Here is a 25,611-nt window from a genome sequence, read left to right on the forward strand (position 1 = left end):
CGTTACCTTTCGCCGGGCCCGCGCGGGCGGCGCCGGGCTGCCACCGCGTCGACAACGAGGGCCAGCATGAGCAGGAATGCCACCGGGAGGCCGTAGAGGGCCGTCGAGGTAATCCAGGCGGGCGCCACGGCATTGTTGAAGGCCATCGCCATGACAGCGCCGACGGCAACGAGGGACAGCACAGCAAGGGTGGCCGCTACGATCATCAAAGGCCGCCGGTAACGCGTCAGTGTCATGGGGGCAACGCTAACAGTCCGGCATCGCCCGCGCCTCAAGCCGTTAAAGTGAACCAGGCAGGATAACCTTGGAGATACAGACCAACACGGTCCGGGCAGTCATACCCTGAACCCGCGTATCCATGCGGATGCGGTGACCGCCGGCCGTGTCCCCGCAGAACGAAGAAGGTTGATTACGTGCCTACCGGCAAGGTCAAGTGGTATGACAAGGAAAAAGGCTTCGGATTCCTCGCGGGCGAGGACGGCCAGGAAGTCTTCCTGCCCAAGTCCGCGCTGCCCGAAGGCATCACGGAGCTCAAGGCCGGCACGCGTGTTGAATTTGGTGTAGCCGACGGACGCAAGGGTGCCCAGGCCCTGGGCCTGCGCGTGCTGGACAAGACGCCGTCCATCGCCAAGGCAAAGCGGCCCAGCGCCAGGGACCTTGCCCCGCTGGTCCAGGACCTCGTCAGCGTGCTGGATAACCTGTCCGGGACCCTGTCCGCGGGCAAGTACCCGGAAGGCAACAAGGGCAAGGCGATCGCAGCGGCCCTCCGTAAGGTTGCCGACGAGCTGGACGTATAAGGCTTTTGATGACTCAGGAACCTGATCAGTTGCCGGCGCCGGATGCCGGAACCGCAGCGCCCACCGGGGCCAAAGCAACCGGCTCCAAGCAGGGAATCCGCCCGCGCGCCGGCGTGCCCGTCTGGCGCACCGGCAAGCCTGACGCCTTCCTGGCCGCCGCCGTCGACGTCGCCCGCACCGCGGTGGAGGGCATTGCCCCCGCCGAGCAGATCGGCGAGCACATCGGTGCCCGGAGCGAGGGCGACCGCCTGGTCACCCACCTGTTCGAATCCAGGCTCCCCGGCTACCTGGGCTGGCAGTGGTACGCCGTGCTGACACGCAACTCGCGCTCCAAGGTGGTCACGGTGGACGAACTTGGGCTCCTGCCCTCCGAGGACTCCATCCTGGCACCGGCCTGGGTTCCGTGGGCTGAACGGGTCCGCCCGGAAGACGCGCAGGCTGACGAGGCTGCCGAGGCGCCGTCCGGTTCCGAAGCGCCGTCACAGGCGTCCGACGCCGACCAGCAGGATGACACGGACGACGCCGACGACACTGACACCGACGACGACGACGACGACGCTGACGCCGACGACACCGACGCCGACGCCGACACTGACGCCGACGACGCTGAGCGGGAACGCTCAACGGGCGAGGCCGACTAGCGGTTGGAAGCGTCTGGGAGCGTGTCTGGGGAGGGCTGGGGCTGATGTCCACGTTCAAATCCCTGCACATCCTGAACTACCGGATCTGGTTCGTCGGCGCCCTCATTTCCAACGTTGGCACCTGGATGCAGCGCACCGCCCAGGACTGGCTGGTGTTCGCCCACCTGACGGCGCACGATGCCGGGGCGGTGGGAATCACGATGGCCCTGCAGCTGGGCCCGCAACTCTTCCTGGCACCCGTGGCCGGACTGGTCGCCGACCGGTTCAACCGCAAGCGGCTCCTAGTGCTGACGCAGTCCGCCATGGCGCTGCTGAGCGCGGGGCTGGGCATCCTGGTGGTCACGGGCGCGGCGCAGCTCTGGCACGTCTACGCCTTTGCCCTGATGCTCGGGGTGGTCTCCGCCCTGGACGCCCCCGTCCGGCAGACCTTCGTCTCGGAACTCGTCCAGGACGACTACCTGCCCAACGCCGTGGCCCTAAACAGCGCGTCTTTCAATGTTGCCCGGATGATCGGTCCGGCCGTCGCCGGCGTGCTCACGGCCGTCGTCGGGCCCGGCTGGGTCTTCCTCATTAATACGCTCACCTTTGTGCCCCTGTTGCTGAGCCTGGCGAAAATCCCGTCGTCGTCGCTGCGCCGGCTGCCGCGGGCACCGGCGGGCAAGGGCAGGATCCGGGAGGGGCTGCGCTATGTGAGGTACCGTCCGGATTTGGTCGTGGTGCTGGTGGCGATCTTCATCGTGGGAACCCTGGGGCTGAATTTCGCCCTGTTCATCGCGGCCATGGTGGGGACCGAATTCGGCCTGGACGCGGGGGCCTTCGGCCTGATGAATTCGATCATGGCCATCGGATCCGTAGCCGGGGCCCTGCTGTCCGCCGGGCGCGGCAAGCCACGGCTGCGGGTCATCTTCGGGGCGGCCGCCGCCTTCGGCGTGACCTCGGGCATCGCAGCGATGGCCCCGAACTACTTCTGGTACGGCGTCGCACTTGTGCCCGTGGGGCTGTTCGCGATCACCATGATGACGAGCGCCAACGGGTACGTCCAGACCACCACAGAGCCCGTAATGCGGGGCCGGGTGATGGCCCTCTACATGGCGATCTTCATGGGCGGAACCCCCCTTGGTGCGCCGCTCGTCGGCTGGGTGGCAAACACCGCCGGCCCCCGCTGGTCCATGGCGGTCGCGGCGGGCGCCGGCCTGCTGGCGGCCCTGATCGGGCTGGTGTGGATCATCCGCGCGAAGCACCTGCGGCTCCACTTCAACCGCCGCGCCCACGGGCTGCGGTACTTCCGCGTCGAAAGCCGGACCGGGGCGGCCGGTGCCGGCAGGGACGCGCTGCCGGAGGCACAGCAGGGCGGACGGACCTGAAACGACGACGGCGCCGTCACGGCTTAGGTTCTCAGGGCCGTGACGACGCCGGACGCGGGGCTACTTCTTCAGTTCCGCCACGACGAAATCGATGCACTCGAGCAGTGCCGAGACATCGTCGGGCTCGATCGCCACGAAGGTGGCGATGCGCAGCTGGTTGCGGCCCAGCTTGCGGTACGGCTCGGTGTCGACGACGCCGTTGGCGCGGAGCACCTTGGCGATGGCCGCGGCGTCGATCGAGTCATCGAAGTCGATCGTGGCGATCACGTTCGAGCGGTCCTCGGCCTTGGCCACGAACGGCGTGGCGTATTCGGACGCTTCGGCCCAGCGGTAGATGCGGCCGGCAGAATCCGCGGTCCGGCCGGCGGCGAAGTCCAGGCCGCCGTTGGCGTTGAGCCACTGCACCTGGGCGTCCAGGGTCACCAGGGTGGCCAGTGCGGGGGTGTTGTAGGTCTGGTTCAGCCGGGAATTGTCGATCGCCGTCTGGAGGTCAAGGAAGTCGGGAATCCAGCGGTCGCCGGCCTTGATCCGTGCCGCCCGTTCCAGCGCGGCCGGGGAGAACAGGCCCAGCCACAGGCCGCCGTCGGATGCGAAGTTCTTCTGCGGCGCGAAGTAGTACACGTCCGACTCTGCCACGTCCACGTCCAGCCCGCCCGCGGCCGAGGTCGCGTCCACGAGCACCAGCGACCCCTCGTCGGCGCCGGCCACCCGCTGGACGGGGGCGGCTACGCCGGTTGAGGTCTCGTTCTGCGGCCACGCATAGACGTCGACGCCGGCCTCCGCCCGGGCGGTGGGGCGGGTGCCGGGTTCGGCCTTGATGATGGAGGACTCGGCAAGGAACGGCGCCTTGTTGGTGGCGGAGGCGAACTTCGAGCCGAACTCGCCGAAGGACAGGTGCTGCGCTTTGTTCTCCACGAGCCCGAAGCTGGCAATGTCCCAGAACGCGGTAGATCCGCCGACGCCCAGCACGACTTCATAGCCTTCCGGTGCCCGGAAGAATTCGCTGAGGCCGCTGCGCACCGAGCCGACCAGGTTCTTCACGGGTGCCTGGCGGTGCGAGGTCCCCAGCAGCTTCGACGATGCCGCGGCCAGGGCGTCCATCTGTTCAGGCCGGACTTTGGACGGGCCGGCGCCGAACCGTCCGTCCTTGGGCAGGAGGTTGGCGGGGATCGTGATGCTGGTGTCGCTCACAGTGGCTCCAATTTTCGGCTGGTTCGTAGCGTGGCTGGGAGGTGGCGGGCAGGGATGAATACCACGGACACCCCTTTTCATTCTGCCTGTTTTATTCTGCCGGTCTTATTTTGCCTGACAGCTCCCGGCGATACGGAAAGAGGCCTGTCATAGTCCGGTCATTGAGACGCCGGGGACGGCCGGCCGGCTGGGGCTGGGACAATAGCTCCAGGTCGATCGAAAGATTATCCGGAGTAATTCAAAATAGGCTAGGCTGGCATGCGAACGTACGGCGGTTCCCGCCTGGGCGCATCCTGCATGCAGCCCGCACGCGGTACGGTGGGAATGACGCTAGGACTGCGCTCGAGGAGCTGAGCTGAATGACGGATCTGATCGATACCACGGAGATGTATCTTCGGACCATTCTGGAACTTGAAGAAGAAAACATCGTTGCCCTCCGCGCCCGCATCGCCGAACGGCTCCGCCACTCCGGCCCCACTGTGTCCCAGACGATCGGCCGGATGGAGCGCGACGGGCTGGTGGTCGTTTCCGGCGACCGGCACCTTGAACTGACGGAAACCGGACGGAAACGTGCAATCGGTGTCATGCGCAAGCACCGTCTGGCCGAACGCCTCCTCGCGGACGTGATCGGGCTCGACTGGGCCTACGTCCACGAGGAAGCGTGCCGCTGGGAACATGTCATGAGCGAACGCGTCGAGCGAAGAATCTTCGAGATGCTCAACCACCCGACGGTCTCGCCCTACGGAAACCCTATTCCGGGGCTTGCGGATCTTGGCGGCGTGCCCAATGGCGCCCCCGTGGACAGGCCTGTGAACCTGCTGGAGGCCATGGCCGGCTACGGGGTAACTTCCCGGGTTACGGTCAACCGGCTCGCGGAGCCGATCCAGGTGGAGCCGGAGCTTCTGGCCCAGCTCGACGAGGGCGGAATCAGGCCTGGCGCGCTTGTCTCGCTGGAGCGGGTGGGGGAGTACATCTCGGTCCGCGTCCCCGATATCGAAGGTGCCCTGGAGCTGCCGCCGGAGGTTGCCGCGCACGTCTTTGTAACAGTCGCCTGACCAGCCACTACGCGCCGGTCATGGGACGACCCATGAGTTGTCCACAATTGCGGTTACGGATTTATTACCGGGCGGCTTAATCGCCTATAGTTAGTGCCCAGTACCGATACCAAAGCGTTACCTGATCCGAAGCCGAGCCCTGCCAGCGGATCAGTCGCAGAACTACCTCCTGGCAGGGGCGGGGGAACCACTTTCGGCTGCTACTTCGGCAGCCTTGGGGTGAAGTCCGTCAGCGGCAAGCAGCTTCCACCGAAGGATCCCCTGGGGATGCATCTGTGCGTGGCTGCTTGCAACGGCGGACCGGGTCTTTGATCTCTCTGACCCGAATCCGACAGCTAACTTCGCAGGCCATCCAGAGAGGAACCGTTCTTGACCACCCAGACCTCCAGGGGCCGTCGCCGCGCGACCGGTCCCGCTCCGGAGCCGCGTCCCGTCGTCGCACACACGGCCGAACGCCCGCGGGACGTGCACCGGGATGAACGCCGTCGCCGTCGCAGTCCGTTCCGCCAGGTCACGGACTTTGCCGCGGCCAGCGGGGTCGGGCAGAAGGCCGGGATCGCCCTGGCCGCAACTGGTCTGGTTCTGACCGTGACGGTCCCCGTCACGAGCCCGGTGATGGCTTCGAATCCGGGCGGGTCCGGCGCGCTCTCCGCTGCCGTGCAGCCGGATGTCACCGCTGCCGCCGCCGCCAAAGTCGACTTCAACCGCACGGCCGTCACCACGAAGGGCGATCCGGACGGGAAACTCAAGCAGCTGCTGAGCGCCCAGTCTGTGGGCACCATCACCCGCGCGGCATCGGCCGGCACCCTGGGTGCGCCGCTCGACCAGCTGGTCACGGCCTCGCCCTTCGGCTACCGTGTCAGCCCCATTACCGGGGGCGCGGGGGAGTTCCACCGCGGCCAGGATTTCGCCGCCCAGTGCGGCACGGCGGTCCACGCGGCCGCCAGCGGCACCGTGACCTTCAACGGCTGGCATCCCTTCGGCGGGGGGAACCGCGTGGTCATCGATCACGGCAACGGCCTGGAGACCACGTACAACCACCTGTCCTCGGCCTCGGTCAAGGTCGGCCAGAAGGTTTCCCGCGGTGACGTCGTCGCCATGAGCGGAACCACCGGCGCCTCCACGGGCTGCCACCTCCACTTTGAAGTGATGGTCAACGGCGATGTCGTTGACCCGCTCGGCTGGCTCTGAAAAGACGATGGGCTGCTCTCAACTTCCTGTGACACGCCGTGATCTGAATGTGACATTGGATCCGGACTGCTGTAGGGTTTGAAGCACGCCAACTTTTCCGAAGTTGGCGCTCTTGAGTGGATTGCCTAGCTCTGCCACCGCTCAAGGTCCGTTCGCATTACATCGTCTGGCAGGGGCGGGGGAACCAATTTTGGCCTTCGAAAGAAGGCCTTGGGGTTAAGTCGCAAAGCTTCCCAGGAAGCAGCGCGGCCGGGTGACTCCCATCCGAATCCGACAGCTCACCTCGTAGGCATTGGGAGAGGCTACTTTCGTGTCTTCACGCCACAATTCTGCGCGCATGCGCACCGGCGAGGCTCTGTCGAGCCCGCTGGAATCCACATCACGTGCCGCCCTTGCCGGCGCCCGGATTGGATCACGTTCCGCAGGCTCAATCTCTAGCGAGCCCGGACAGCATGCAGTTTCCGCTTTTGGCGCGTCTTCGCAGTACACCCTTCGCTAAGTAACCCATTTCGGGGCGATCCGGCGTACCCCCAAGATGCCGGAGCGTCCTCAGTCCGCGCCCGAAAGCGCGCGGTCCAAGGATCACGAAAGAGAGAACTTAATGACTACTCGTGCAAACGTTGCACGGCACCGCGCCGAGGTCACCAAGACCAACTCGCTGGCTGTTATTGCTAAGGCTGTCGGCGACAACGCCGGCGGCGTGGGCCGTCAGGCTGCGGTCATCGCCGCAGCTTCCGGTCTGGTCCTGACCAGCGGAATCGCAGCCAACGCTGCTGAAACCAATGTTCAGCGCGAATCCACCTCCGCTTCGGCCCTGGAAGTCCAGTCCGCAGCTCCGGCCACCATCTCGGCCGCTTCCACCATCGCGATCTCCTACGAGAAGCCCGCCGTGACCACCACGCCGGCTCCCGTCGTCGAGGCTCCCAAGCCCGTCGTCAAGGTCCAGGACGCCACGGCCACCCGCGCCGGCGGCACCGAGCTTGGCGTTAGCGGCGGCGTCGCTGCCCAGGCCCCCGCCGGCATCGGAAGCGGCGCAGGCGCGACCATCGCCGCCGCTGCCTACGCACAGATCGGCGTGGCGCAGGACTGCACCGCCCTCGCCACCAACGCCCTGGCCGCGGCAGGCATCCACTACCACGGCTGGCCGGCAGGTTACCTGTCCCTGGGCCGCACCGTGAGCGCCGCCGAGGCACGCCCGGGCGACCTCGCTTACTACCAGAACGGCGGCGTGGGCATGGCTCACATCGCGGTCTACGTCGGCAACGGCATGGCAGTGCACGGCGGCTGGAACGGCGGCACCACCGCGCTGTACAGCGTCAACGTCGGCTCCGGCCCGGTCTTCATCCGCGTCGGCGCCTAAGCACGAACCCCAGCATTCCAAAAGACCCCCGCCTGCAGGCGGGGGTCTTTTGCGTTGCCGCGCAGTGAACTTTCCGCGCCGGGGACCGCGCCGGTGAAAAAATATTCGGTGATCCGGCACTTGAGTGTTTACTCTTGTGTTGTCGATCCATAGCCCGACCATGCAGAGGGCAGCCGGCCCTCGTGCCGCTGGCGGGTGCGGCCGTGAAGAGGTATGCGGATGCGCACTCTCGTTCTGAATGCTGGATATGAACCGCTGGCGGTCATCACCTTCCGCCGGGCGCTCGTCCTTGTCCTGACCGGAAAGGCCAGCGTGGTGGCCGAAGGGGACGACCCCGTGGTCGGCCCCCAGGACATTTTGGGCCGCCCGTCCGTGATCCTGCTGAACCGCTACATCCGGCCCAGGTACAACACGATGACTGCGGTGAGCCGCCGCGGCGTGCTGCGCCGGGATGCCCACCGCTGCGCGTACTGCGGCAAGGCTGCCCACACCATCGACCACATCCAGCCCAAATCGCGGGGCGGGGCCGACTCCTGGGAGAATCTGGTGGCGGCGTGCCTGCGGTGCAACAACGCCAAGAGCGACCATACGCCGGCGGAGATGGGCTGGAAGATCGGTTTTGTTCCGGGCCCGCCAAAGGGTGCCATCTGGCAGATCAAGGAACTCGAGAAGCCGACGCCGGCCTGGGATCCGTTCCTGCTGCCTGAATCGGCTGCCTGATCTGCCCCCTTGCTGATTGATCAGCCGGTGAAGACGCTGCCGGCGCACGTGACGGCTTGTTCGGTGGCCGCTGGCGCCGCGCTAGGCTGAAACGATGGAGTTCGATGCCATCATTCTCGCCGGGGGGCGGTCCTCACGCCTCGGCGGCGTGCCCAAATCCGGGCTGGTCTACGACGGCGCCACCCTCCTGGAGCGGTCACTGCGGGCCGCCGGCGCGGCGGGGCGCACCGTCGTCGTCGGCCCCGATCCCGGGGGCCTGCCCGGCGGCGTCCTGACCTGCCGGGAAGAGCCGCCCTTCGCGGGTCCGGCCGCAGCCATCGCGGCGGGGCTGGCCGCCCTGGCCGCCGATCACGCGAGCCGGCACGCAGCAGCCGCGCCCTATACCCTCGTCCTGGCGTGTGACATGCCCCGGTCGGCCGGCGCGGTCCGTGCCCTGGCCGAGGCGCTGGCCACGTCCGGTGCAGGCACGCCGGAAAGGGACGCGGCCGACGGCGTCATGGCCGTCTCGGCCGACGGCCGGAAACAGCCGCTCGCGGGCTTTTATGGCACGGCCGTGCTACAACGTTCTGTCGCGGACGCCGCGTCCCGGGACCGGCTGGAAAACGCGTCGGTGTTCGCCCTTCTTGCTAGGCTGGACGTGCGGGAAGTTCGCGTTCCCCCGGGTTCCACGGATGACGTCGACACCTGGGATGACGCGTTCGCACTGGGGGTATCCGGCAGGATTCCCGACGGCGGTCCGGGCTCCGGCCCGGCTCTGCACAGCTGAACTCGACCATGGAGGCAAACGGTGAAAAGCCAGGACGAAACACTGGAAGACTGGTGCCGTGCCCTGCTCCAGGCCCTGGAGCTGGACGAAGTTGAGATTGACGTGAATGAGGTCCTCGCCCTGGCCGGCGTGGCCGCCCATTCCGTGGTGCGCCCGGCGGCACCGCTGACCACATTCATTGCCGGCTTTGCGGCCGGCCTGGCCTCAGGCTCCGGGCAGGCCACGGACTCCGTGTCCATGGAGTCCGCGATGGCCGTGGCCCGCCAGCTCGCCAAGGACTACGCAGCCGCCGAAACTTCCGGGGCATGACGGCTGCGGCCCCGGACGGCAACGGCCCCACCACCGCCGCAGGTGGAGATGGCGTCAGAGATGGCGGTGAAGATGGCGTCAACGATACCGGCGGAAATGGCGTCGGAACTGGCGGTGGAGAGGCTCCCGTAGACGGCCCTGGTGGCCCTCACATCGCGGCGCACCAGGATGCAGCGGGCGAAGACACTGCGGACCAGGATGGAGCGGACGAGGAGGCAGGGGACCAGGGCGCCGCGGGCCAGGAAGCCGCGGACCAGGACGCAGCGGACGAGGACACTGCCGCGGAGCCGCACAGGCACCTGGCCCACACGTGGCAGGAGGCCCGGCAACTCGCGTTCGAGTGCGCCGTTCCCATCCCGGCCGCCCCTGTTCCGCTGCGGCAGGCGCTCGGCCGGACGCTCGCGGCGGACGTCGTTGCCCGGCAGGACATGCCCCATTACGCTTCCTCTGCCATGGACGGCTGGGCCGTCAACGGCAGCGGCCCCTGGATCCTGGCCGAACCCGGCCAGCGTCTGGCACCACATCAGGCCAGCCCGATTGCCACCGGCGGCCTCATCCCGCCCGGGGCCAAGGCCGTGTTGCGCAGCGAAAGCGGCATCATCGACGTCGACGAGGACGGCCTGCCCGTCCTGAAGCTGGGCGGCACCGCGAAGCCGGGAGACCCGCGCAACGGCGACCACATCAGGAAGGCCGGGGAGGAAGCCGCCGCCGGGGACGTACTGATCAAGCGCGGCACGGTCCTGAACCCGGCCCATCTGGCCCTCGCCGCGCTGGCCGGAAGTGACACCCTTCCCGTGCTCGGCAAGGCCGTGGTCCGCCTCGTTTTTACTGGCTCCGAGGTCGTGACGAGCGGGATACCGGCACCCGGGCAGGTCCGCGACACCTTCGGACCCCAACTGGCCGCCGTGGTGGGAATGCTCGGCGGGATCTGTACCGAAGAAGTGAAAGTCGGCGACACCTACGCCGAGTGGCTTGCCGCCCTCGAGGACACCGATCCTGCCGGTGAAAACCTGCCTGCCGACGTCGTGGTCACCACCGGCGGCACGGGGCGCTCCGGGACAGACCACCTCAGGCGCTCGGTCGCCGAGCTCGGTGGCCGCCTGCTGATCGACGGAATCGCCATGCGCCCGGGCCACCCCGCCGTGCTGGCCGAGCTGCCGGACGGCCGTTACATCCTCGGCCTGCCAGGAAACCCGCTCGCGGCCATGATGGCGCTGTCCACGATCGGTGCCCCACTCCTGGCGGCACTCGGGCACGGCGCGATCCCCCCGCTCAGCGAGGTGCCCTGTGGCTCGACAATTGACGCCGACCCGGGCCGGACCCGGCTCATGCCCTTCCGGCTGCTCTATGGCATGGCATCGCCGGCGCAGCACACCGGCCCGGGAATGATGCGGGGGCTGGCCGCCGCCGACGGTGTGCTGGTGGTCCCGCCCCATGGCGTGCAGCTGGGGGAACTGGTCCCCGCCTTCGCCCTCCCGTGGGGTGCGCCGTTGCCTGACGCGTCGGCAGCGGCCGCCGAACAGAAGCCGGCGGCGAAGCGGACCGCCAGGAAAACCTCGGCCAGTGACGGGCCGGTGGACTGGAGTGCCCTTTTGGGCTGAGTCCTGGCCCGCTGCGCCGGCGCGGAGACAAGGCACGCCGCCAGGATCAGGCACTTACAATGATGGAACCAGCCAAAGATTCAAACAGCCGCTAGCTTCAAACAGCGGCACACTATGTTGCTTAGGAGCACCGGATGGGCCGTGTGACACAGCGCCGCAAGGTGCACAAGATCGTCCTGGACGGGTCCCCGCAGGCCCTCGAATTCCCGGTCCGGCACCGAGAGGACGTCCTTGCCGTCGAGGAACCGCTGGAAATCCGGCTCGGCAACATGTCATTCTCCGTCACCATGCGAACGCCGGGCAATGACTTCGACCTCGTCGCAGGCTTCCTCGTCTCGGAGGGGATCATCTGGGCTCCCGAACAGCTGGTCTCGCTCAGGTTCTGCGCCGGCGAAGACGCCGACGGCATGCAGACGTTCAACGTGGTGGAGGCGCAGCTCAGGCCCGACGTCGTACGACCCGATACCGGACGCAACGTCTTCACCTCCAGTTCCTGCGGCATCTGCGGCACTGACTCGATCGATGCCGTACGGAAGTCCTCGCACTACAGCCCGGCACACGATCCGCTGACCGTCCCCGTCGAAACGCTCGCGGCCCTCCCGGACGCCCTGCGGTCCGCCCAGGAGGTCTTCGAAGTCACCGGCGGCGTGCACGCCGCCGGGCTCTTCAGGATCTCCGACGACGGCTCGGCCGAATTGCTGTGCCTGCGCGAAGACGTGGGCCGGCACAACGCGGTGGACAAGGTGGTGGGCTGGGCGCTCCGCGAAGGCCTGCTCCCGCTCCGGGGCACCGTACTGCAGGTGTCCGGCCGTGCATCGTTCGAGCTCGTCCAAAAGGCTGCCCTCGCCGGCATCCCGGTCCTCGCCGCTGTCAGTGCCCCCTCCAGCCTGGCCGTCGAGCTCGCCGAGGCCAGCGGGATGACACTGGCCGGGTTCAGCCGCGGGACCAGCCTGAACGTGTACGCGGGCCAGCAACGCGTAGCCGTTCCGGCGCCCGCGGCCGGCTAGGGGCAACAGTTGGCCAACGGGTTCTCCGCGGCGTAAGTTTTATCCATCGATTGGAGTCGATCGGACCCCCCAGCGCTGAAGAGGATCACATTGCACGACGACCGCCGTCTTACGGAAGTCCGGCTGGACCGCTTTCTGCGTGACCGGATCGGCCCGGCCGTCTACCCGCGCAGCGTGCCGCTGACGCTAAGCAACTGGGACGCGCCGGACGAACCCGTGCCAGTGCTCGAGGCCCTGCGGCAGGAGTTCACGCCCCAGGAACACGGCGTGGCCTGGGGCCGGCCCTGGAGCACCAAGTGGCTCCGGCTCCGGGGTGAGGTGCCGGACGCCTGGGGAACCGCGGCCGGAACCTCCGTGGAAGTCCTCGTGGACCTCGGCTTCAGCGGCGACCTCCCGGGATTCCAGTGCGAAGGCATTGCCTGGCGGTCCGACGGGACCATCATCAAGGCGATCTCGCCGCGGAACCAGTACATCCCGCTCAAGCTCCTGGGCAGTGGCATGGCCGTTGACTTCTACGTCGAAGCCGCGGCCAATCCCGACTTGTCCCAGAACTGGACTTTCGCCGCCACCCCCTACGGCGACAAGGCGACGTCGGGCAGCGAGCCGAAGTACCGCCTCGGCAGGATCGCCATCGCCGAACGCAACCAGACCGTCTGGGAACTGCAGCAGGACATCCTCACGCTCAGCGGGCTGATGCACGAACTGCCCATGGACCTGCCCCGCCGCCACGACATCCTGCGGTCGCTCGAACGCATGCTGGACATCATGGACCCCGACGACGTTGCCGGGACCGCGGAGGCCGGACGGGCCGCCTTGGCCGGAGCCCTGTCCCGGCCGGCCTATGCCTCGGCGCACCAGCTCGTGGCCACGGGCCACGCCCACATCGATTCGGCCTGGTTGTGGCCGGTCCGGGAAACCATCCGCAAGTGCGCCCGGACGTTCTCCAACGTCGTGGCCCTGATGGACGAGAATCCCGATTTCATCTTTTCGTGCTCCTCCGCCCAGCAGCTCGCGTGGATGAAGGAGTACTATCCGGAGCTCTTCGGGCGCATCCGGGACAAGGTCCGCGCCGGCCAGTTCGTTCCCGTCGGCGGGATGTGGGTCGAATCCGACTCCAACATGCCCGGCGGCGAGGCCATGGCACGGCAGTTCCTCGAGGGTAAAAGCTTCTTCCTGGCCGAATTCGGGGTCGATTGCCAGGAGGCGTGGCTGCCGGACACCTTCGGGTATTCCGCCGCCCTGCCGCAGATCATCAAGGCCGCAGGCAGCCGCTGGTTCCTGACCCAGAAGATCTCCTGGAACCAGGTCAACAGGATGCCTCACCACACCTTCAACTGGGAAGGAATCGACGGCACCCGCATCTTCACCCATTTCCCACCGGTGGACAGCTACAACTCCGACCTCAGTGCCCGGGACCTGGCGCACGCAGAACGGAACTACCGGGACCACGGACGCGGAGGCACGTCGCTGGTTCCGTTCGGGTACGGCGACGGCGGCGGGGGCCCAACCCGCGAGATGCTGGCCGCAGCGCAGCGAACGGCGGATCTGGAAGGATCCCCGAAGGTGCGGGTCGGCTCGGCGGCCAGCTTCTTCAGCCAGGCCCAGGCCGAGTATGAGCCCCTTCCGGTCTGGGTGGGGGAGATGTACCTGGAACTGCACCGCGGCACCTACACCAGCCAGGCCAAGACCAAGCTGGGGAACAGGCGCAGCGAGCACCTCCTCCGGGAAGCCGAGCTCTGGAGTGCCACCGCGGCTGTGCGGACCGGGCACCGCTACCCGGCTGCGGAGCTCAAGCGCCTCTGGCGGCTGGTCCTGCTGCAGCAGTTTCACGACATCCTGCCGGGAAGTTCCATCGCCTGGGTCCACCAGGACGCCGAACGGAACTACGCCGCCGTCGAACGGGGACTGGAAGCGATCATCACGAACGCCGCGGCGGCGGCCCTCGGCACCGGCAGCCGGAAATTCCTGCTCAACGCCGCCCCGCACGAGCGCCTGGGCGTGCCTGCCCTGGCGGCTGCTGAACCGGTCCGGCCCGGGCAGCCGGTAGAGGTCACTGAGGACGGCGGCGGCTACATCCTGGACAATGGCATCATCCGTGCCGTGGTGGATGCCCGCGGACTGCTGGTCTCCCTCACGGACCGGGCCACCGGACGCGAGGCGATTGCTCCCGGCGAGGTGGGAAACCTCCTGGAGCTGCACCGGGACACGCCCAATGAATGGGACGCGTGGGACATCGACGCCTTCTACCGCAGGAACGTGGTCCGTCTGGAACAGGCGCTTTCGGTGGCGCTGGAGCGCGACCCCCGGGGCGAAAACCCGGCCGCCGTCGTGGTGGTGGAGCGGATGGCCGGGTCCTCCGCGGTGACCCAACGGATTACACTAGCGCCGGGTGCAGACTCGCTCGCGATCACTACGGCCGTGGACTGGCAGGAGAGCGAAAAGCTGCTCAAGCTGGGTTTTGCATTGGATGTCAGGGCCGACCGGTCGGCGGCGGAGACGCAGTTCGGGCACGTGTTCCGCCCGACCCATGTCAACACGTCCTGGGAGGCCGCGAAATTCGAAATCTGCGCCCACCGCTGGATCCACGTCGCCGAGCCGGGCTATGGGGTGGCGATCTCCAACGCTTCCAGCTATGGCCACGACGTCACCCGCAATGTCCGGGAGGACGACGGCGGCACCACCACCACAGTGCGGCTCTCGCTCCTGCGGGCACCGAAGTTTCCGGATCCCGGCGCGGACCAGGGCAGGCACGAGCTGCACGTCACGGTCCGTCCGGGCGCCACGATCGCCGACGCCGTCGAAGAGGGCTACCGCACCAACCTGGCGCCGCGGATGGTGCACGGGGCGCACGGGGTGGAACCGCTGGTCACGGTGGTCAATCAGGCCCTTGTCATTGAAGCGGTCAAACTCGCTGAAGACGGTTCCGGGGATGTGATTGTCCGGTTCTACGAAGCACTGGGGGAGCGGTCCACCGGCGCGGTGAAGGCCAATTTCCCGGTCCGCGGGCTGCACGCCGTGGATCTGTTGGAACGGCCCGTCGATGCCCCGGGAGTGACGGCGGGCGGCAATTCCGCCGAGCTGACGTTGCGGCCCTTCCAGCTGGTCACGCTGAGGTTTGTGCGCTAACAGGCAGGGCCGCCTGACGCCGCCTTTCCCGCAGGGGAATCCGGCCGGCAGTGTCGGGGAATCCGAATACTGTCGGGAACAACCGGAAAACCCCTTAAACAGGCTGAGTGGGAGCGGTCCTACCGGACCGCTACCACTCATCCCCCCAATGGCGCTTGGACGGCTGCCTCTGCTTCGCACGGCTGACTTCCGTACACGAAGCGATTGCCGCATTCACACATTCATGATTCTCTCACGGTCTAATGATTTTGTGAATGCCTACTTTTGGTTCTTGCGAAATGTTGCGCGAGCGTTATGAGATTCTTTGGCGGCGAGCCCGGAAGCCCAGAACAGTCCCAGGCCCAGGACATAGCCCAGGACGGCCAAATAGTTGACCGTCTGCTGAGCGAGGGTCCACGCTTTCGGGGCGAAGGAGGCAGGTACGCTGCAGGCGGTGGCGAGGGCGCCGAGGCATGTCAGGAGGGCCGCGGCACGCACCAGCCGCGGCAGCTGGCTCCTGGTGGTGGCCACCAATGCCGGCAGCAGGGCGAGGGAGACGAAAGCAGGATAGGTGCGGCCGGCCGCGGCGTAGAACGGCGCCAGGGCGGCATTGCGTCCCCCGTTGTCCGCGATGTCCAGCATGCCGGCCGAGGACCCGCGGGTGTCCATGAAGAAGAAGGTCACCGCCACGACGACGGCGCTGAGGGCCAGGGCCCAGCGCCCTGCCGGCCCAGCGATGAGGCGGTAGCCGGGCTCGTCTGCCAGGCCCCGCGCCACGCGCAGACCGACCAGCAGGACCGCGGCGAATACGAGGAAGCGCAAGATCAGGTGGGCGAGGTTCCATCCCCCCAGCGCCCCATCGATCGCCTCATAGGGGCCGGGCACCGAGAGCAGGCTGCACAGGGTCGCGAGCACCAGGATCCAGAAGACGGTCCTGTTCCGCCCCTGGACCGCATCCGGAACGCGGAGGAGGAGCACCACGGTGCAGATGATCAGCGTGCCCCACTGGAGGGTTGCAATCATTCCCGGTTCTCCCACATCGCTTGCCTGCTCAGCCCCAAAGTGGTCAGATCATGCCAGCATGCTTCTTCGGCGCACGCTTCGCAAGCGTCTTAGCCAGCCAGATCATGCACAGTCCCAGGACCAGGCACACGACCGCCGAGTAGTTGATGACGAACCGCATGAACCCGAGGGGCGGAGGGATGACCGGGGAGAGCAGGCTGAGGCAGATGGCCACGGTGCCCACGGCCAGCAACCCGGCGCTGGACCGGACAAGGGCCGGAAGTCCGCTGCGCAGGGTCCGCAGCATCGCCGGAAACAGGGCCGCGGTGATGAACGCGGGGTACAGGCGCCCGGCGGCCCCGTAATACTCCACCAGGGCGGCATTGCGGCCGTCCTTGGCGAACACGGCGACCAAACCCGCCGAGGAGCCGGCGGTATCCATCATGAGGAAGACCACCACCACCACAGCCGAGGCGGCAGCGGCTACTGCGATGCCGATGGGGCCGGTGATGAGCCGCAGGGCGTCGCACGCGCTGAAGCCCCGGGCCATCCGGAGACCAAGGAAGAAGATGACGGCGAAAATGACGAAGCGCAGCAGCAGGTTGGCGACGTTCATGCCTCCCAGGGCTTGGTCCACGGCCAGATACGGGGCATCGATGCTGAGCAGGATCGCCAGGGTCATCAGCGCAAGGATCCAGAACAGGGACCGGTTTTCACCCCGCAGGACACTGGGCACGCGGACGAGCGTGGCGACGCAGCACATCGCCAGTGTGGTCCACTGCAGGATCGCGATCATCCGAGGTTCTCCCAAATCGTTTGTGTTTGTGCCTGCTCCTGCTCATGGCGCCGCAGCGATTTTCCGAGCGCCTGAAGACGTTCCCCGGCCAGGGCGCTAAGGTCGCCGTCGGAAAGAGCGTCCAACGCGGCTTGCTTCGCTCCGGCCGTCCAGCCGGCCTCAGCCTCAGTTATCAGGCCCGTGGCGACGAGCCCGCCCGTGAAGCCTACGCCCGCCGCGCGGGCCGTCGCGACCGCAAGCTCGGGGGACAGCCGGTTTGCCGTGAGCTGCGCGGAGTAATTTTGCGGTGCCACCCCGGTGGCGGCCGAAACCCGGTGGCGCAATTCACCATCGTCAATCGCATCCACCCAGTTCCGGACCGACGTGGCGTGCGGTGCGGGGCTCAGAGCCGGGGTCATTGAGCTGCCCTGGTCACCGTAGCCGCCGTAGGCCGGGGAAGAACGCGAAATGACGGCGCGCAACAGGTCCATAGTGGCGACCTGGCTGACGAGTTCGGCCGGGGTCGGCGGCTGCGGCGGGGCGGCCAGCTCCGCATAGTGCTCGAAGGAAGCGAGTTCCGCCAGCGGACTCAAATCCAGGGCCCGGCTGATGCTGACCAGGGTGGTTTCGGCCACCTTCCCGCGGACCAACTGCTGGGCGAAGGTGGTGCGCTTTATCCCGGAGATCCGGCAGAGATCGGCTGTGCTCGCGGACGGGGCAACCCGATGAAGCCAGAGTTGGAACGCCTTTGCGGGTAGTGGCATCTAGGGCTTCCTGCGGAGTCGACGGGCAGTATGGCTACTGGCATGCGGTGGGGCAGCGGCGATTGAGGCGGGGGGTGGCGGCGGTGTGGCGGTGTTGGCTGGGATTTTGCGTGAGGTCCTAATTCAACTATGCTAAATGGTCGAACCCGCTGGTCCGTACACCCCCCAAGTCCGGACCGGCGGGTTCTTCTATGCCCGGCCGGTTTTCTGTCCCGTCCGGACCCGCAGTTTCTCCCAGACGGGAGGCCCGTTTTGGGCCGCAGTGAGAGGATGAAGTAATGACTGCAACCCTTGTTGCCAAGGATCTTTCCGGTGGACACGATCACCGCACACTCTTCTCGAAGCTGTCCCTGACCGTAGCCCCCGGCGACGTCGTCGGCGTCGTCGGCGCCAATGGTGCCGGCAAATCAACCCTGCTGCGGCTGCTGGCCGGCGTCGACGGTCCGCAGGAAGGCACCGTGAGCCTGGCCCCCGCCGACGCCTTTGTCGGCTGGCTGCCGCAGGAACACGAACGGATTGCCGGCGAAACGGTCGCGGGCTACATCGCCCGGCGCACCGGCTGTGCCCAGGCGACCCTGGAGATGGAATCCACCGCGGAGGCGCTGGGCTCCGGCGCTCCGGGCTCCGACGACGCCTACTCCCTGGCCTTCGACCGCTGGATGGCCTCCGGCGCCGCTGACCTGGAGGACCGCATCCCGTCCGTCTTGGCGGACCTTGGCCTCGATGTGGGCCCCGACGCCGGAATGACTGGCCTGTCCGGTGGCCAGGCGGCCCGCGTGGCGCTCGCCGCCCTGCTGCTGAGCCGGTTCGACATCGTGCTCCTGGACGAACCCACCAACGACCTGGACCTCAACGGCCTGGCCAAGCTCGAGGCCTTCGTGCAGGGCCTGCGCGGCGGCGCCGTCCTGGTCTCGCATGACCGCGAGTTCCTGGCGCGCTGCGTCACCACGATCGTGGAACTGGATCTGGCCCAGAACTCGGTGGCGGTATACGACGGCGGCTACGAGGCCTACCTGGAGGAACGCGCCGTTGCCCGCCGGCACGCCCGGGAACGCTTCGAGGAGTACGCGAACACCAAGGCGGACCTCGTCTCCCGGGCCCGCACCCAGCGCGAGTGGAGCTCCCAGGGCGTCCGCAACGCGATGAAGAAGAACCCGGACAACGACAAGATCCGCCGGGCGGCCAGCACCGAGTCCTCCGAGAAGCAGGGCCAGAAGGTCCGGCAGATGGAGTCCCGCATCGCCCGGCTCGAAGAAGTGGAAGAGCCGCGCAAGGAATGGCAGCTGCAGTTCAGCATCGGGGCGGCACCCCGCTCCAGCGCCGTCGTGGCCACCTTGCGCGACGCCGTCGCGGTGCAGGGCGACTTCACTCTCGGCCCGGTGAATCTGCAGCTGAATGCGGGGGAGCGGATCGGGATCACGGGTCCGAACGGCGCCGGCAAATCCACCCTGCTCCGGCTCCTGCTCGGCGTCCAGCAGCCCGACTCCGGTGACGCGTCCATGGGCGCGTCCGTGGCCGTCGGCGAGATCGACCAGGCGCGCGGGCTCTTGGCCGGCGGACTGTTGCTTGCAGACGCCGTTGAGGCCGTCCTGACGGAGCAGACCCCGGCCGAGGTGCGCACCCTGTTGGCCAAATTCGGCCTCAAAGCCGATCACACCAACCGGGCCGTGGACTCCCTCTCCCCGGGGGAACGGACCCGGGCAGCCCTGGCGCTGCTGCAGGCCCGCGGCGTGAACCTGCTCGTTCTGGACGAACCCACCAACCACCTTGACCTGCCCGCCATCGAACAGCTCGAGGAAGCCCTCGACAGCTATGACGGCGCGCTACTGCTGGTCACCCACGACCGCCGGCTGCTGGAAAACGTCCGCCTGGACGTGCGCTGGAACGTCGAGAACGGCGTCGTCACCGAACTGCACGCCGATGCCCCGAAAGGCAACACCAAATGAGCATGGACCGGGTCGCCTGGAGCTCCCTCTACAACATCACCCGCGCCTCCAGCGGGTCCAAGCCGTTCTCGAAGGAGACCCTGAAGCGCGTCTTCAGTTTTGCCCGCCCCCACCGCGGCAAACTGATCGCCTTCGTGCTGCTGTCCATCGTGATGGCCTTCCTGGCCGTCGCGACCCCGGTCCTCGCCGGGCAGGTGGTCGACGCGATCATCGCCCACGCGGATGCCGGAACCGTGATCTGGCTCGCCGTCCTGATCGCCGTCGTCGCGATCGCCGAGGCCGGAATCGGCTTGGTGACGCGCTGGATGTCCTCCACGATCGGCGAAGGCGTGATCGTGGACCTGCGCACGAAGGTCTTCGACCACGTCCAAAAGATGCCGATCGCGTTCTTCACCCGGACCCGGACCGGGGCCCTCGTCAGCCGGCTGAACAACGATGTCATTGGCGCGCAGTCAGCCTTCGCCGGCACGCTCTCCGGCGTGGTCAGCAACGTCGTGGCCCTGGCGTTGACCCTCGCGGTGATGCTGAACAAATCGTGGCTTGTGACCGTGCTCGCCATGATCCTGCTGCCGATCTTCCTGATCCCGGCCCGCCGGATGGGCTCCAAGCTGGCCGATCTGCGGCGCGAAGCCGCCGAACACAACGCCACCATGGGCACCCAGATGACCGAGCGCTTCTCCGCGCCCGGCGCCACGCTGGTCAAGCTCTTCGGCCGCCCCGACGAGGAATCCCGCGAGTTCGCCCTCCGGGCCGGCCGCGTCCGGGACATCGGCGTCCGCACCGCCATGCTGCAGTTCACCTTCGTCACGGCGCTGACACTGGTCTCGGCCTTGGCCCTGGCACTGGTCTACGGCCTGGGCGGCTGGCTCGCGCTCGCCGGGCAGTTGAACGCGGGCGACGTCGTCGTGCTGGCACTGCTGCTCACCCGCCTGTACGCGCCGCTCACGGCACTTTCAAACGCGCGGGTCGAGATCATGAGCGCCCTGGTCAGCTTCGAACGCGTCTTCGAGATCCTGGACCTCAAGCCGCTCATCCAGCAGAAGCCGGACGCGGTGGCCTCCCCGTCCGGTCCGCTCTCGGTGGAGTTCGATAACGTCCGCTTCGCCTACCCCTCGGCGGACAAAGTCTCGCTGGCCTCCCTGGAGGACGTGCTGACCCTGGACACCCGCGGCGGCGAGGAAGTGCTGCACGGCATCAGCTTCCGGGTGGAGCCGGGCCAGACGGTGGCCCTCGTCGGCTCCTCCGGGGCGGGCAAGTCCACCATTGCGCAGCTCCTGTCGCGCCTGTACGACGTCGACTCCGGCGCCATCCGCTTCGGCGGCACGACGCCCGGCGCGGGCGTGGACGTCCGTGACCTCACGTTCGACTCGATGCGCGCGACCCTCGGCATGGTGACGCAGGACGGTCACCTGTTCCACGAGAGCATCGCCTCCAACCTGCGCCTGGCCCGGCCGGAGGCCACCGAAGAGCAGATGTGGGATGCGCTGCGCCGTGCCCGGCTCGAAGACATGATCCGGTCCCTGCCCGATGGGCTGGACACTGTGGTGGGGGAGCGCGGCTACCGGCTCTCCGGCGGCGAGCGGCAACGCCTGACGATCGCCCGCCTGCTGATCGCCCAGCCGCGGGTGGTCATCCTCGACGAAGCCACCGCCGCGCTGGATTCGACCAACGAGGCCGCCGTCCAGGAGGCGCTGGGCGCCGCGCTGGAAGGCCGTACCGCCGTCGTGATCGCGCACCGTCTCTCGACGATCCGTGCGGCGGACGCGATCCTGGTGGTGGAGGACGGCTCGATCGTGGAGCGCGGCACCCACCGGGAGCTTCTCGCCGCCGAGGGCCGCTATGCGGAGCTGTACCGGACGCAGTTCTCCGAGGCCAGCGCGGTGGCACAGGAATCCGTGCCCGGCTACTGAGCCGCCGTTTGGAAGCCGGCGTTGGAGGTCCTGGCCGGTGGAGGTCCTAGCAGGACGGCTTGGCGGACAGGGCCGGCAGCACATGGTCCGTCAGCAGCGGGGCGAGGTCGCCGGGCAGCTCGGCGGACAGGTCCAGCCAACGGATCTCGGCGATTTCCGCCGACGGCCGGGCGCTCCACACCCCGGGCGCCGTGAAGACCGTGGCCTCGATCTGGGTGGCCGCCTCGTTGGCGGCATCCGCCAGCCAGCAACCCAGCAGGTCCAGGCGGTCCGGGGCCAGCACGATCCCCACTTCCTCCTGGAGCTCGCGCGCCGCAGCCTGGGCCGCTGTTTCGCCGGCCTCGGGTTTGCCGCCGGGGTGCATGAACTTGTCCGTGCCGCGTTTGCGGACGGTCAGGAGGCGTCCGGAGCGATCGAAAACGCAGACGGCGGAGACGACGATGCGCGGGTTCACCCGGCGCGCCCTGAATCCGGCGTCGCATCGGGGGTCACATCCGGCATCACGCGTGGCTTTGTCTCCGGATCCGGATCCGGATCCGGGCCTGTTCCTGGTCGTGCCTCTGGTCTTGCGTCTGGTTTTGCTTTCAGCCGTCGCAGGACCGACTCCAGCAGCTGGTCCTTGGCCGGCCCGGTGACGTCCCAGCGGTAGCCGCATTGGTCCGGACCGCGGAAGGTGTACGTCACGCGGTACGTGTCCGGGTCGCACCAGTGCTCGTCCTGATTGGTTTGCCCGGCGAAGCCCATGCGGTGGAAGGGACGGCCGTCCGGGAAGTACACGTCCAGGACATCGGGGGTGTCCGCCGGCTGCAACAGATATTCCCGGCTCGCCGGGCCGGAGAACGGCGCGCCGCCCGGGGGTGCCCAGCGCACGGTGCCTTCTTCACGCCACCACAGGCCGCCGTCGTCGTCGGCAGTGAAGCGTACGACGCCGGTGAAGGTTCCGCTGGTGCCGGTGCTGCGGTCCAGCAGGGTGCGGTCGACGGACCAGGAGCCGCGCAGGTAGGCGCGGAGGTCAAAGCCCGGACCCGTGTCCGGGGTTTCGTCCGGGGCAGGAATGTTCAAGTGCCCTCGATTGGAATCGAACCAACGACACCGGCTTTAGGAGAGCCGTGCTCTATCCACTGAGCTACGAGGGCGGGTATCCGCGGGCGGCCGGGGCCGGTCCGGTCGGACACGGATATAAGCATACAAGGTGAGCGCGCGTACTACGCTCTTGGCATGACTGCAGGAACCACCGAGCTTTCCGCCGGAGCCCTCTACTACCCCGATGTGGCCGCGACCAGGTTTTACGTCGGGGCCCTGGCGAAGCTGAGCGTGCTGCAGTATTTCGTGGCCGAGTCGGCTGTGATCGGTGCCTGGGCGGGAGCGGAGCCATACAGCCGCCGCACGGGCTACATCAGCGACCTCGGCGCCGTGGCGTGCGGAGAGTTTTCCGGCCGGGACGTCTGCTCGCCGGCGCACCTGCTGATGAACGCGTCATTTGTGGTCCAAGGCCTTGGCATGGTGGTCGGCGCGCTGCTGCTCGGCTCGGCGCTCCTGTGCTGTGCCGCGCGGACCGGAGTGCCCCTCCGGCGCGGCCGGGTATCGGGGCGGCCGCACGGCCGCGCGCGCTGGGGCGCAGGGGTGGTGGCAGCGGCCGCCGCCCGGCTGCTGACCGGCGCCGCCGGGGCAGGAACGGTCATCGTGGGGCTGGTGCCCGAGGACACGGGATCGGCCTGGCACCTGGCCGGCGCCCTGATGTACTTCGCCGCCGGCGCCCTGGCCCTTCTGATCCTCGGTTGGCTTTGGCTCCGGCAGACGCCGCTCGGGTGGTTCATCCTGGGCTGCGGGGCCGTGTCCCTGGCGGCGCTCATTGCGGGCGGGCTGACGGGCATGCACGTGCCGGAACCCGGTGCCCTGGAACGGCTCATGGGCTATCCCATCACCGTCGGCGTCGCCGCGGCCGGCCTTGTCATCGCCCAGCGGGTCCAACACGAACGCACGGCGCGCAAGCTCGCCCGGGCCCAGGCCCGCTGAGGCAGGCACGTTGAGGCAGGCCCGTGCAGGCCACAGGGCCCGGGCTGGAGGGCCCGGGCCCGGTGAAGCGGGCCCTTAGGGCGCCGGCGCGGACGCCGTCGCGCTGGGAAGCGGGGTGGCAGTCGCCGTCGCCGGGGCCATGAGCTTCATCAGTTCCTCGTCCCGCAGCTTTGACCACGGCGATTCCGGCGATCCCTGCAGCGCAGCTTCGGGGCTGTCGGTCTGGGTCCACCATTTTGCTTCGAAGACCCGACCTTCGAAGAGCACCCGTGCGCCCTTGCGGTAGACCGTGGCCGGCTGCCACGCCGGGGCGGTCCCGGCCGGTGCCGTCAGCTGCGGGGTAGGCCGGTCAGCGGCCAGGACCGGACCGATAATGCGCCAGGGGGTCGCGGTGCCCTGGAGGACGGGATCATCCGGGGTGTCGGCGCGGGTCCACCATTTGGCCTCGTAGACGTTCGAATGCCATACGATCCGCTCCCCGGCGGTGTAGGCGGTGTTCTCGGACCACACCGGGTACGGGCTGGTGGAGGGATTGTCGCTGACGGCCGGGACCGGCGTCGGCGCAGCCGCGGCGGCAGGCGCAGACGACGGGCTGGCCATGACACCCGCGCCGAGGATCGTGGCGAAGGACGAGCTTCCCTGGTCCACGCCGCTGCAGCCATCGGAAACCTTCGTGACGTCCGGGAAGTTCTGGCTGCAGGTGCGGTCACGGTTCAGGGACCACATGGAAAGCCGGCCGATGCCGCGGGCACTGGCGTAGGCGCTGAGTTCCTGGGCGTCCTTGAGGGTGAAAATTTCGCCGGCGACGTCGTTCTGGCCGATCATCGGCGTCAACCCGACTTTGCGCCACACCGTTCCGCTGCCGAGTTCGGTGCCGGCGGCCCGGTACAGGCCGGTCAGTTGCTGATGGGTGGCTTCCGCGGCGGATACCGCGTTCTCGTACATCGACCGGCCCGGCAGCATGCTTCCGCCGTAGTCCATGGTCATGGCGTTCACGCCGGTGAGGTCGACCCCCGCAGCGATCATCTTCTGGACAGCGTCGCTGCCGGTCGCCGTGAGGCCGTTGGGATCCGCCGGCAGCGTCAGCCAGACGCTCAGGGACTTGCCCTCGCGCTGGCGCTCCTGCTGGAGCGCGGCGATGGCCACTGAGCGCCGCTGAAGGGCCGCGGGGTCGGACAGGGCCTCGCCTTCCACGTCCAGATCGATGCTGCTGACCTGGTAGCGGTCGACGACGGTCCGGTACGCCGACTTGAGCTGGGCAGGATCGGTGCACGTGACGGCCAACTCCTGGTTGGCCAGCCCGCCGAAGGACACCGCCACGCTGCCGCCGAGCTGCTGAAGCCGGGCCACCCGCCGGTCCAGGTCCAGTGAGGCCGCGGCGTCGGAGAGGGAGTAGGCCGCCCCCCAGGAAGGTGAGCACGGCTCCTTGGGATCAGCCACCACGAAGGACAGCACGACCTTTTCGGCTTCCTTGGACACCGGGTCCTCGAATGCGTACCGGGGCGTGGCCGTGACATCGACATATCCCGAGAAAACGGACGGGATGGCCTCGGCCGCCCGGACGTCCTGGAAGTTGCCCCATGCGACAACGCCGCCGCCGGCGGCCGCCACCACGGCGCCGATGAGTACACCCAGCCGGACCACAGATAGTTTGCGGCCTGGGAATCGTTCGGACACGGGGCCCCCCTTGTGCGTCTTTCGTTGGGCAGCCGGGCACGCGCCGGCAGCCGGCATCAGCTCGTGAAATTTCCGGGGTGTCTGATGTCCGGCAAGCCTCTGACCTTGCATTATCATAAGGGCACTCACCGGAACATTCCGGTGCGGCGTGCGGGTTTTGCCGTAGGCGCGCGCCAATATGCCGACTTTGCAGTCTTATGGGGACTAATGCCAGATCAGCTTGTCTTGCCGCGCTTGGATTCGGAAAGCGCGACCACCGAACAAAAAGGTGCGGTCCGGCGCCGTCAATGGGGAGCAGAGCGGCGTTCCGAGCCGCTGTCAATTGTTCATCCGAGACCGTCCCGGCGCAAAATAATCCTTGGCCGCCTGGGAATTCTCACGACGCTGGCGGCCTGGGTAACATACGTTATTTCC

General features: G+C 67.9%; 23 protein-coding genes, 1 tRNA gene and 2 riboswitches. Of the genes, 15 read left to right on the plus strand and 9 right to left on the minus strand.

Going from position 1 to position 25,611, the window contains the following annotated elements; genetic code table 11:
• Positions 1-2: 2 nt before the first annotated feature.
• A complete protein-coding gene (locus AC1DBX_RS12150; RefSeq protein ID WP_079555362.1) occupies positions 3-236 on the minus strand; it encodes a hypothetical protein in 234 nt (77 codons plus the stop codon).
• A gap of 177 nt (positions 237-413) precedes the next feature.
• Here AC1DBX_RS12150 and AC1DBX_RS12155 point away from each other — a divergent pair, with 177 nt between their 5' ends.
• The 3 genes from AC1DBX_RS12155 to AC1DBX_RS12165 are packed head-to-tail and all read left to right on the plus strand — an operon-like array spanning position 414 to position 2,802.
• Entirely contained in the window at positions 414-797 is a 384-nt protein-coding gene (locus tag AC1DBX_RS12155; RefSeq protein WP_018776003.1) for a cold-shock protein, read from the plus strand.
• Positions 798-805: 8 nt separating this feature from the next.
• Positions 806-1,438 carry a DUF3027 domain-containing protein gene (locus AC1DBX_RS12160; protein ID WP_476931844.1) on the plus strand — a complete coding sequence of 211 codons (633 nt, stop codon included), beginning with the start codon at positions 806-808 and terminating at the stop codon, positions 1,436-1,438.
• A gap of 44 nt (positions 1,439-1,482) precedes the next feature.
• Positions 1,483-2,802: an MFS transporter gene (locus AC1DBX_RS12165; protein WP_223914288.1), complete on the plus strand. Its 1,320-nt coding sequence runs from the start codon at positions 1,483-1,485 to the stop codon at positions 2,800-2,802.
• A gap of 60 nt (positions 2,803-2,862) precedes the next feature.
• Here the strand turns inward: AC1DBX_RS12165 and serC are convergent, their stop codons facing one another.
• Positions 2,863-3,993 (minus strand): phosphoserine transaminase, encoded by a 1,131-nt coding sequence (gene serC, locus AC1DBX_RS12170; protein ID WP_476931845.1) that lies wholly within the window; start codon positions 3,991-3,993, stop codon positions 2,863-2,865.
• A 359-nt stretch (positions 3,994-4,352) separates the two neighbouring features.
• Here serC and AC1DBX_RS12175 point away from each other — a divergent pair, with 359 nt between their 5' ends.
• The 9 genes from AC1DBX_RS12175 to AC1DBX_RS12215 all read left to right on the plus strand — a co-directional run bounded on the left by AC1DBX_RS12175 (position 4,353) and on the right by AC1DBX_RS12215 (position 15,128).
• Positions 4,353-5,048 (plus strand): iron-dependent transcriptional repressor DtxR, encoded by a 696-nt coding sequence (locus AC1DBX_RS12175; RefSeq protein ID WP_079555358.1) that lies wholly within the window; start codon positions 4,353-4,355, stop codon positions 5,046-5,048.
• A gap of 150 nt (positions 5,049-5,198) precedes the next feature.
• Positions 5,199-5,413: riboswitch (cyclic di-AMP (ydaO/yuaA leader) on the plus strand.
• Between the two features lie 4 nt (positions 5,414-5,417).
• On the plus strand, positions 5,418-6,239 hold the full coding sequence (locus tag AC1DBX_RS12180) for a M23 family metallopeptidase (protein ID WP_476851273.1): 822 nt from the start codon (positions 5,418-5,420) through the stop codon (positions 6,237-6,239).
• Between the two features lie 136 nt (positions 6,240-6,375).
• Positions 6,376-6,545, plus strand: a riboswitch (cyclic di-AMP (ydaO/yuaA leader).
• A gap of 295 nt (positions 6,546-6,840) precedes the next feature.
• A complete protein-coding gene (locus AC1DBX_RS12185) occupies positions 6,841-7,599 on the plus strand; it encodes an NlpC/P60 family protein (protein WP_230009730.1) in 759 nt (252 codons plus the stop codon).
• Between the two features lie 219 nt (positions 7,600-7,818).
• Positions 7,819-8,319, plus strand: a complete 501-nt coding sequence (locus tag AC1DBX_RS12190; RefSeq protein WP_026266867.1) for an HNH endonuclease — start codon at positions 7,819-7,821, stop codon at positions 8,317-8,319.
• Between the two features lie 94 nt (positions 8,320-8,413).
• Positions 8,414-9,085: a molybdenum cofactor guanylyltransferase gene (gene mobA / locus AC1DBX_RS12195; RefSeq protein ID WP_476931846.1), complete on the plus strand. Its 672-nt coding sequence runs from the start codon at positions 8,414-8,416 to the stop codon at positions 9,083-9,085.
• Between the two features lie 21 nt (positions 9,086-9,106).
• On the plus strand, positions 9,107-9,394 hold the full coding sequence (locus tag AC1DBX_RS12200) for a DUF6457 domain-containing protein (RefSeq protein ID WP_476873484.1): 288 nt from the start codon (positions 9,107-9,109) through the stop codon (positions 9,392-9,394).
• On the plus strand, positions 9,391-10,995 hold the full coding sequence (locus AC1DBX_RS12205; protein ID WP_476931847.1) for a molybdopterin molybdotransferase MoeA: 1,605 nt from the start codon (positions 9,391-9,393) through the stop codon (positions 10,993-10,995). Before AC1DBX_RS12200 ends, AC1DBX_RS12205 begins: the two co-directional genes overlap by 4 nt.
• A gap of 134 nt (positions 10,996-11,129) precedes the next feature.
• The gene (gene fdhD / locus AC1DBX_RS12210; RefSeq protein ID WP_223914284.1) at positions 11,130-12,002 is read left to right on the plus strand and encodes a formate dehydrogenase accessory sulfurtransferase FdhD; all 873 of its coding nucleotides are present in this window, start codon (positions 11,130-11,132) and stop codon (positions 12,000-12,002) included.
• Positions 12,003-12,092: 90 nt separating this feature from the next.
• Positions 12,093-15,128 (plus strand): alpha-mannosidase, encoded by a 3,036-nt coding sequence (locus AC1DBX_RS12215; RefSeq protein WP_476931848.1) that lies wholly within the window; start codon positions 12,093-12,095, stop codon positions 15,126-15,128.
• Between the two features lie 258 nt (positions 15,129-15,386).
• Here the strand turns inward: AC1DBX_RS12215 and AC1DBX_RS12220 are convergent, their stop codons facing one another.
• From AC1DBX_RS12220 to AC1DBX_RS12230, 3 genes are read right to left on the minus strand one after another with little or no spacing between them, the layout of a single operon-like run.
• Positions 15,387-16,130: a hypothetical protein gene (locus AC1DBX_RS12220; RefSeq protein ID WP_476851277.1), complete on the minus strand. Its 744-nt coding sequence runs from the start codon at positions 16,128-16,130 to the stop codon at positions 15,387-15,389.
• A gap of 43 nt (positions 16,131-16,173) precedes the next feature.
• Entirely contained in the window at positions 16,174-16,905 is a 732-nt protein-coding gene (locus AC1DBX_RS12225; protein ID WP_476931849.1) for a hypothetical protein, read from the minus strand.
• Positions 16,902-17,648 (minus strand): hypothetical protein, encoded by a 747-nt coding sequence (locus tag AC1DBX_RS12230; protein ID WP_476851279.1) that lies wholly within the window; start codon positions 17,646-17,648, stop codon positions 16,902-16,904. Before AC1DBX_RS12230 ends, AC1DBX_RS12225 begins: the two co-directional genes overlap by 4 nt.
• Before the next feature lie 278 nt (positions 17,649-17,926).
• On the opposite strand from AC1DBX_RS12230, the gene AC1DBX_RS12235 reads away from it, so the two are divergent.
• Together AC1DBX_RS12235 and AC1DBX_RS12240 are read left to right on the plus strand one after the other, a co-directional pair.
• Positions 17,927-19,594, plus strand: a complete 1,668-nt coding sequence (locus tag AC1DBX_RS12235) for an ABC-F family ATP-binding cassette domain-containing protein (RefSeq protein ID WP_223914280.1) — start codon at positions 17,927-17,929, stop codon at positions 19,592-19,594.
• Positions 19,591-21,504, plus strand: a complete 1,914-nt coding sequence (locus tag AC1DBX_RS12240) for an ABC transporter ATP-binding protein (RefSeq protein ID WP_476858031.1) — start codon at positions 19,591-19,593, stop codon at positions 21,502-21,504. Before AC1DBX_RS12235 ends, AC1DBX_RS12240 begins: the two co-directional genes overlap by 4 nt.
• Positions 21,505-21,550: 46 nt before the next feature.
• On the opposite strand, the gene AC1DBX_RS12245 is transcribed toward AC1DBX_RS12240, so the two are convergent.
• From AC1DBX_RS12245 to AC1DBX_RS12255, 3 genes are all read right to left on the minus strand, one after another.
• Positions 21,551-21,958: an NUDIX hydrolase gene (locus AC1DBX_RS12245; protein ID WP_223914278.1), complete on the minus strand. Its 408-nt coding sequence runs from the start codon at positions 21,956-21,958 to the stop codon at positions 21,551-21,553.
• The gene (locus AC1DBX_RS12250) at positions 21,955-22,566 is read right to left on the minus strand and encodes a DUF6314 family protein (protein WP_476931850.1); all 612 of its coding nucleotides are present in this window, start codon (positions 22,564-22,566) and stop codon (positions 21,955-21,957) included. Before AC1DBX_RS12250 ends, AC1DBX_RS12245 begins: the two co-directional genes overlap by 4 nt.
• A 1-nt stretch (position 22,567) precedes the next feature.
• A tRNA-Arg gene (locus AC1DBX_RS12255) sits at positions 22,568-22,640 on the minus strand.
• An 82-nt stretch (positions 22,641-22,722) separates the two neighbouring features.
• Between AC1DBX_RS12255 and AC1DBX_RS12260 the strand changes: the two genes are divergently transcribed.
• Entirely contained in the window at positions 22,723-23,520 is a 798-nt protein-coding gene (locus AC1DBX_RS12260) for a DUF998 domain-containing protein (RefSeq protein ID WP_476931851.1), read from the plus strand.
• 75 nt (positions 23,521-23,595) lie between these two features.
• Here the strand turns inward: AC1DBX_RS12260 and AC1DBX_RS12265 are convergent, their stop codons facing one another.
• Entirely contained in the window at positions 23,596-25,197 is a 1,602-nt protein-coding gene (locus AC1DBX_RS12265) for a chitinase (protein WP_476931852.1), read from the minus strand.
• Between the last annotated feature and the right edge of the window lie 414 nt (positions 25,198-25,611).

The sequence above is a fragment of the Arthrobacter sp. 10N44_2 genome (genome assembly GCF_056394385.1).

Coding starts and splice junctions, on each gene's coding strand:
- AC1DBX_RS12150 (WP_079555362.1), bottom strand. CDS start 236: ATGACACTGACGCGTTACCGGCGGCCTTTGATGATCGTAGCGGCCACC.
- AC1DBX_RS12160 (WP_476931844.1), top strand. CDS start 806: ATGACTCAGGAACCTGATCAGTTGCCGGCGCCGGATGCCGGAACCGCA.
- AC1DBX_RS12165 (WP_223914288.1), top strand. CDS start 1,483: ATGTCCACGTTCAAATCCCTGCACATCCTGAACTACCGGATCTGGTTC.
- AC1DBX_RS12175 (WP_079555358.1), top strand. CDS start 4,353: ATGACGGATCTGATCGATACCACGGAGATGTATCTTCGGACCATTCTG.
- AC1DBX_RS12185 (WP_230009730.1), top strand. CDS start 6,841: ATGACTACTCGTGCAAACGTTGCACGGCACCGCGCCGAGGTCACCAAG.
- AC1DBX_RS12190 (WP_026266867.1), top strand. CDS start 7,819: ATGCGCACTCTCGTTCTGAATGCTGGATATGAACCGCTGGCGGTCATC.
- mobA (WP_476931846.1), top strand. CDS start 8,414: ATGGAGTTCGATGCCATCATTCTCGCCGGGGGGCGGTCCTCACGCCTC.
- AC1DBX_RS12205 (WP_476931847.1), top strand. CDS start 9,391: ATGACGGCTGCGGCCCCGGACGGCAACGGCCCCACCACCGCCGCAGGT.
- fdhD (WP_223914284.1), top strand. CDS start 11,130: ATGGGCCGTGTGACACAGCGCCGCAAGGTGCACAAGATCGTCCTGGAC.
- AC1DBX_RS12220 (WP_476851277.1), bottom strand. CDS start 16,130: ATGATTGCAACCCTCCAGTGGGGCACGCTGATCATCTGCACCGTGGTG.
- AC1DBX_RS12225 (WP_476931849.1), bottom strand. CDS start 16,905: ATGATCGCGATCCTGCAGTGGACCACACTGGCGATGTGCTGCGTCGCC.
- AC1DBX_RS12230 (WP_476851279.1), bottom strand. CDS start 17,648: ATGCCACTACCCGCAAAGGCGTTCCAACTCTGGCTTCATCGGGTTGCC.
- AC1DBX_RS12235 (WP_223914280.1), top strand. CDS start 17,927: ATGACTGCAACCCTTGTTGCCAAGGATCTTTCCGGTGGACACGATCAC.
- AC1DBX_RS12240 (WP_476858031.1), top strand. CDS start 19,591: ATGAGCATGGACCGGGTCGCCTGGAGCTCCCTCTACAACATCACCCGC.
- AC1DBX_RS12260 (WP_476931851.1), top strand. CDS start 22,723: ATGACTGCAGGAACCACCGAGCTTTCCGCCGGAGCCCTCTACTACCCC.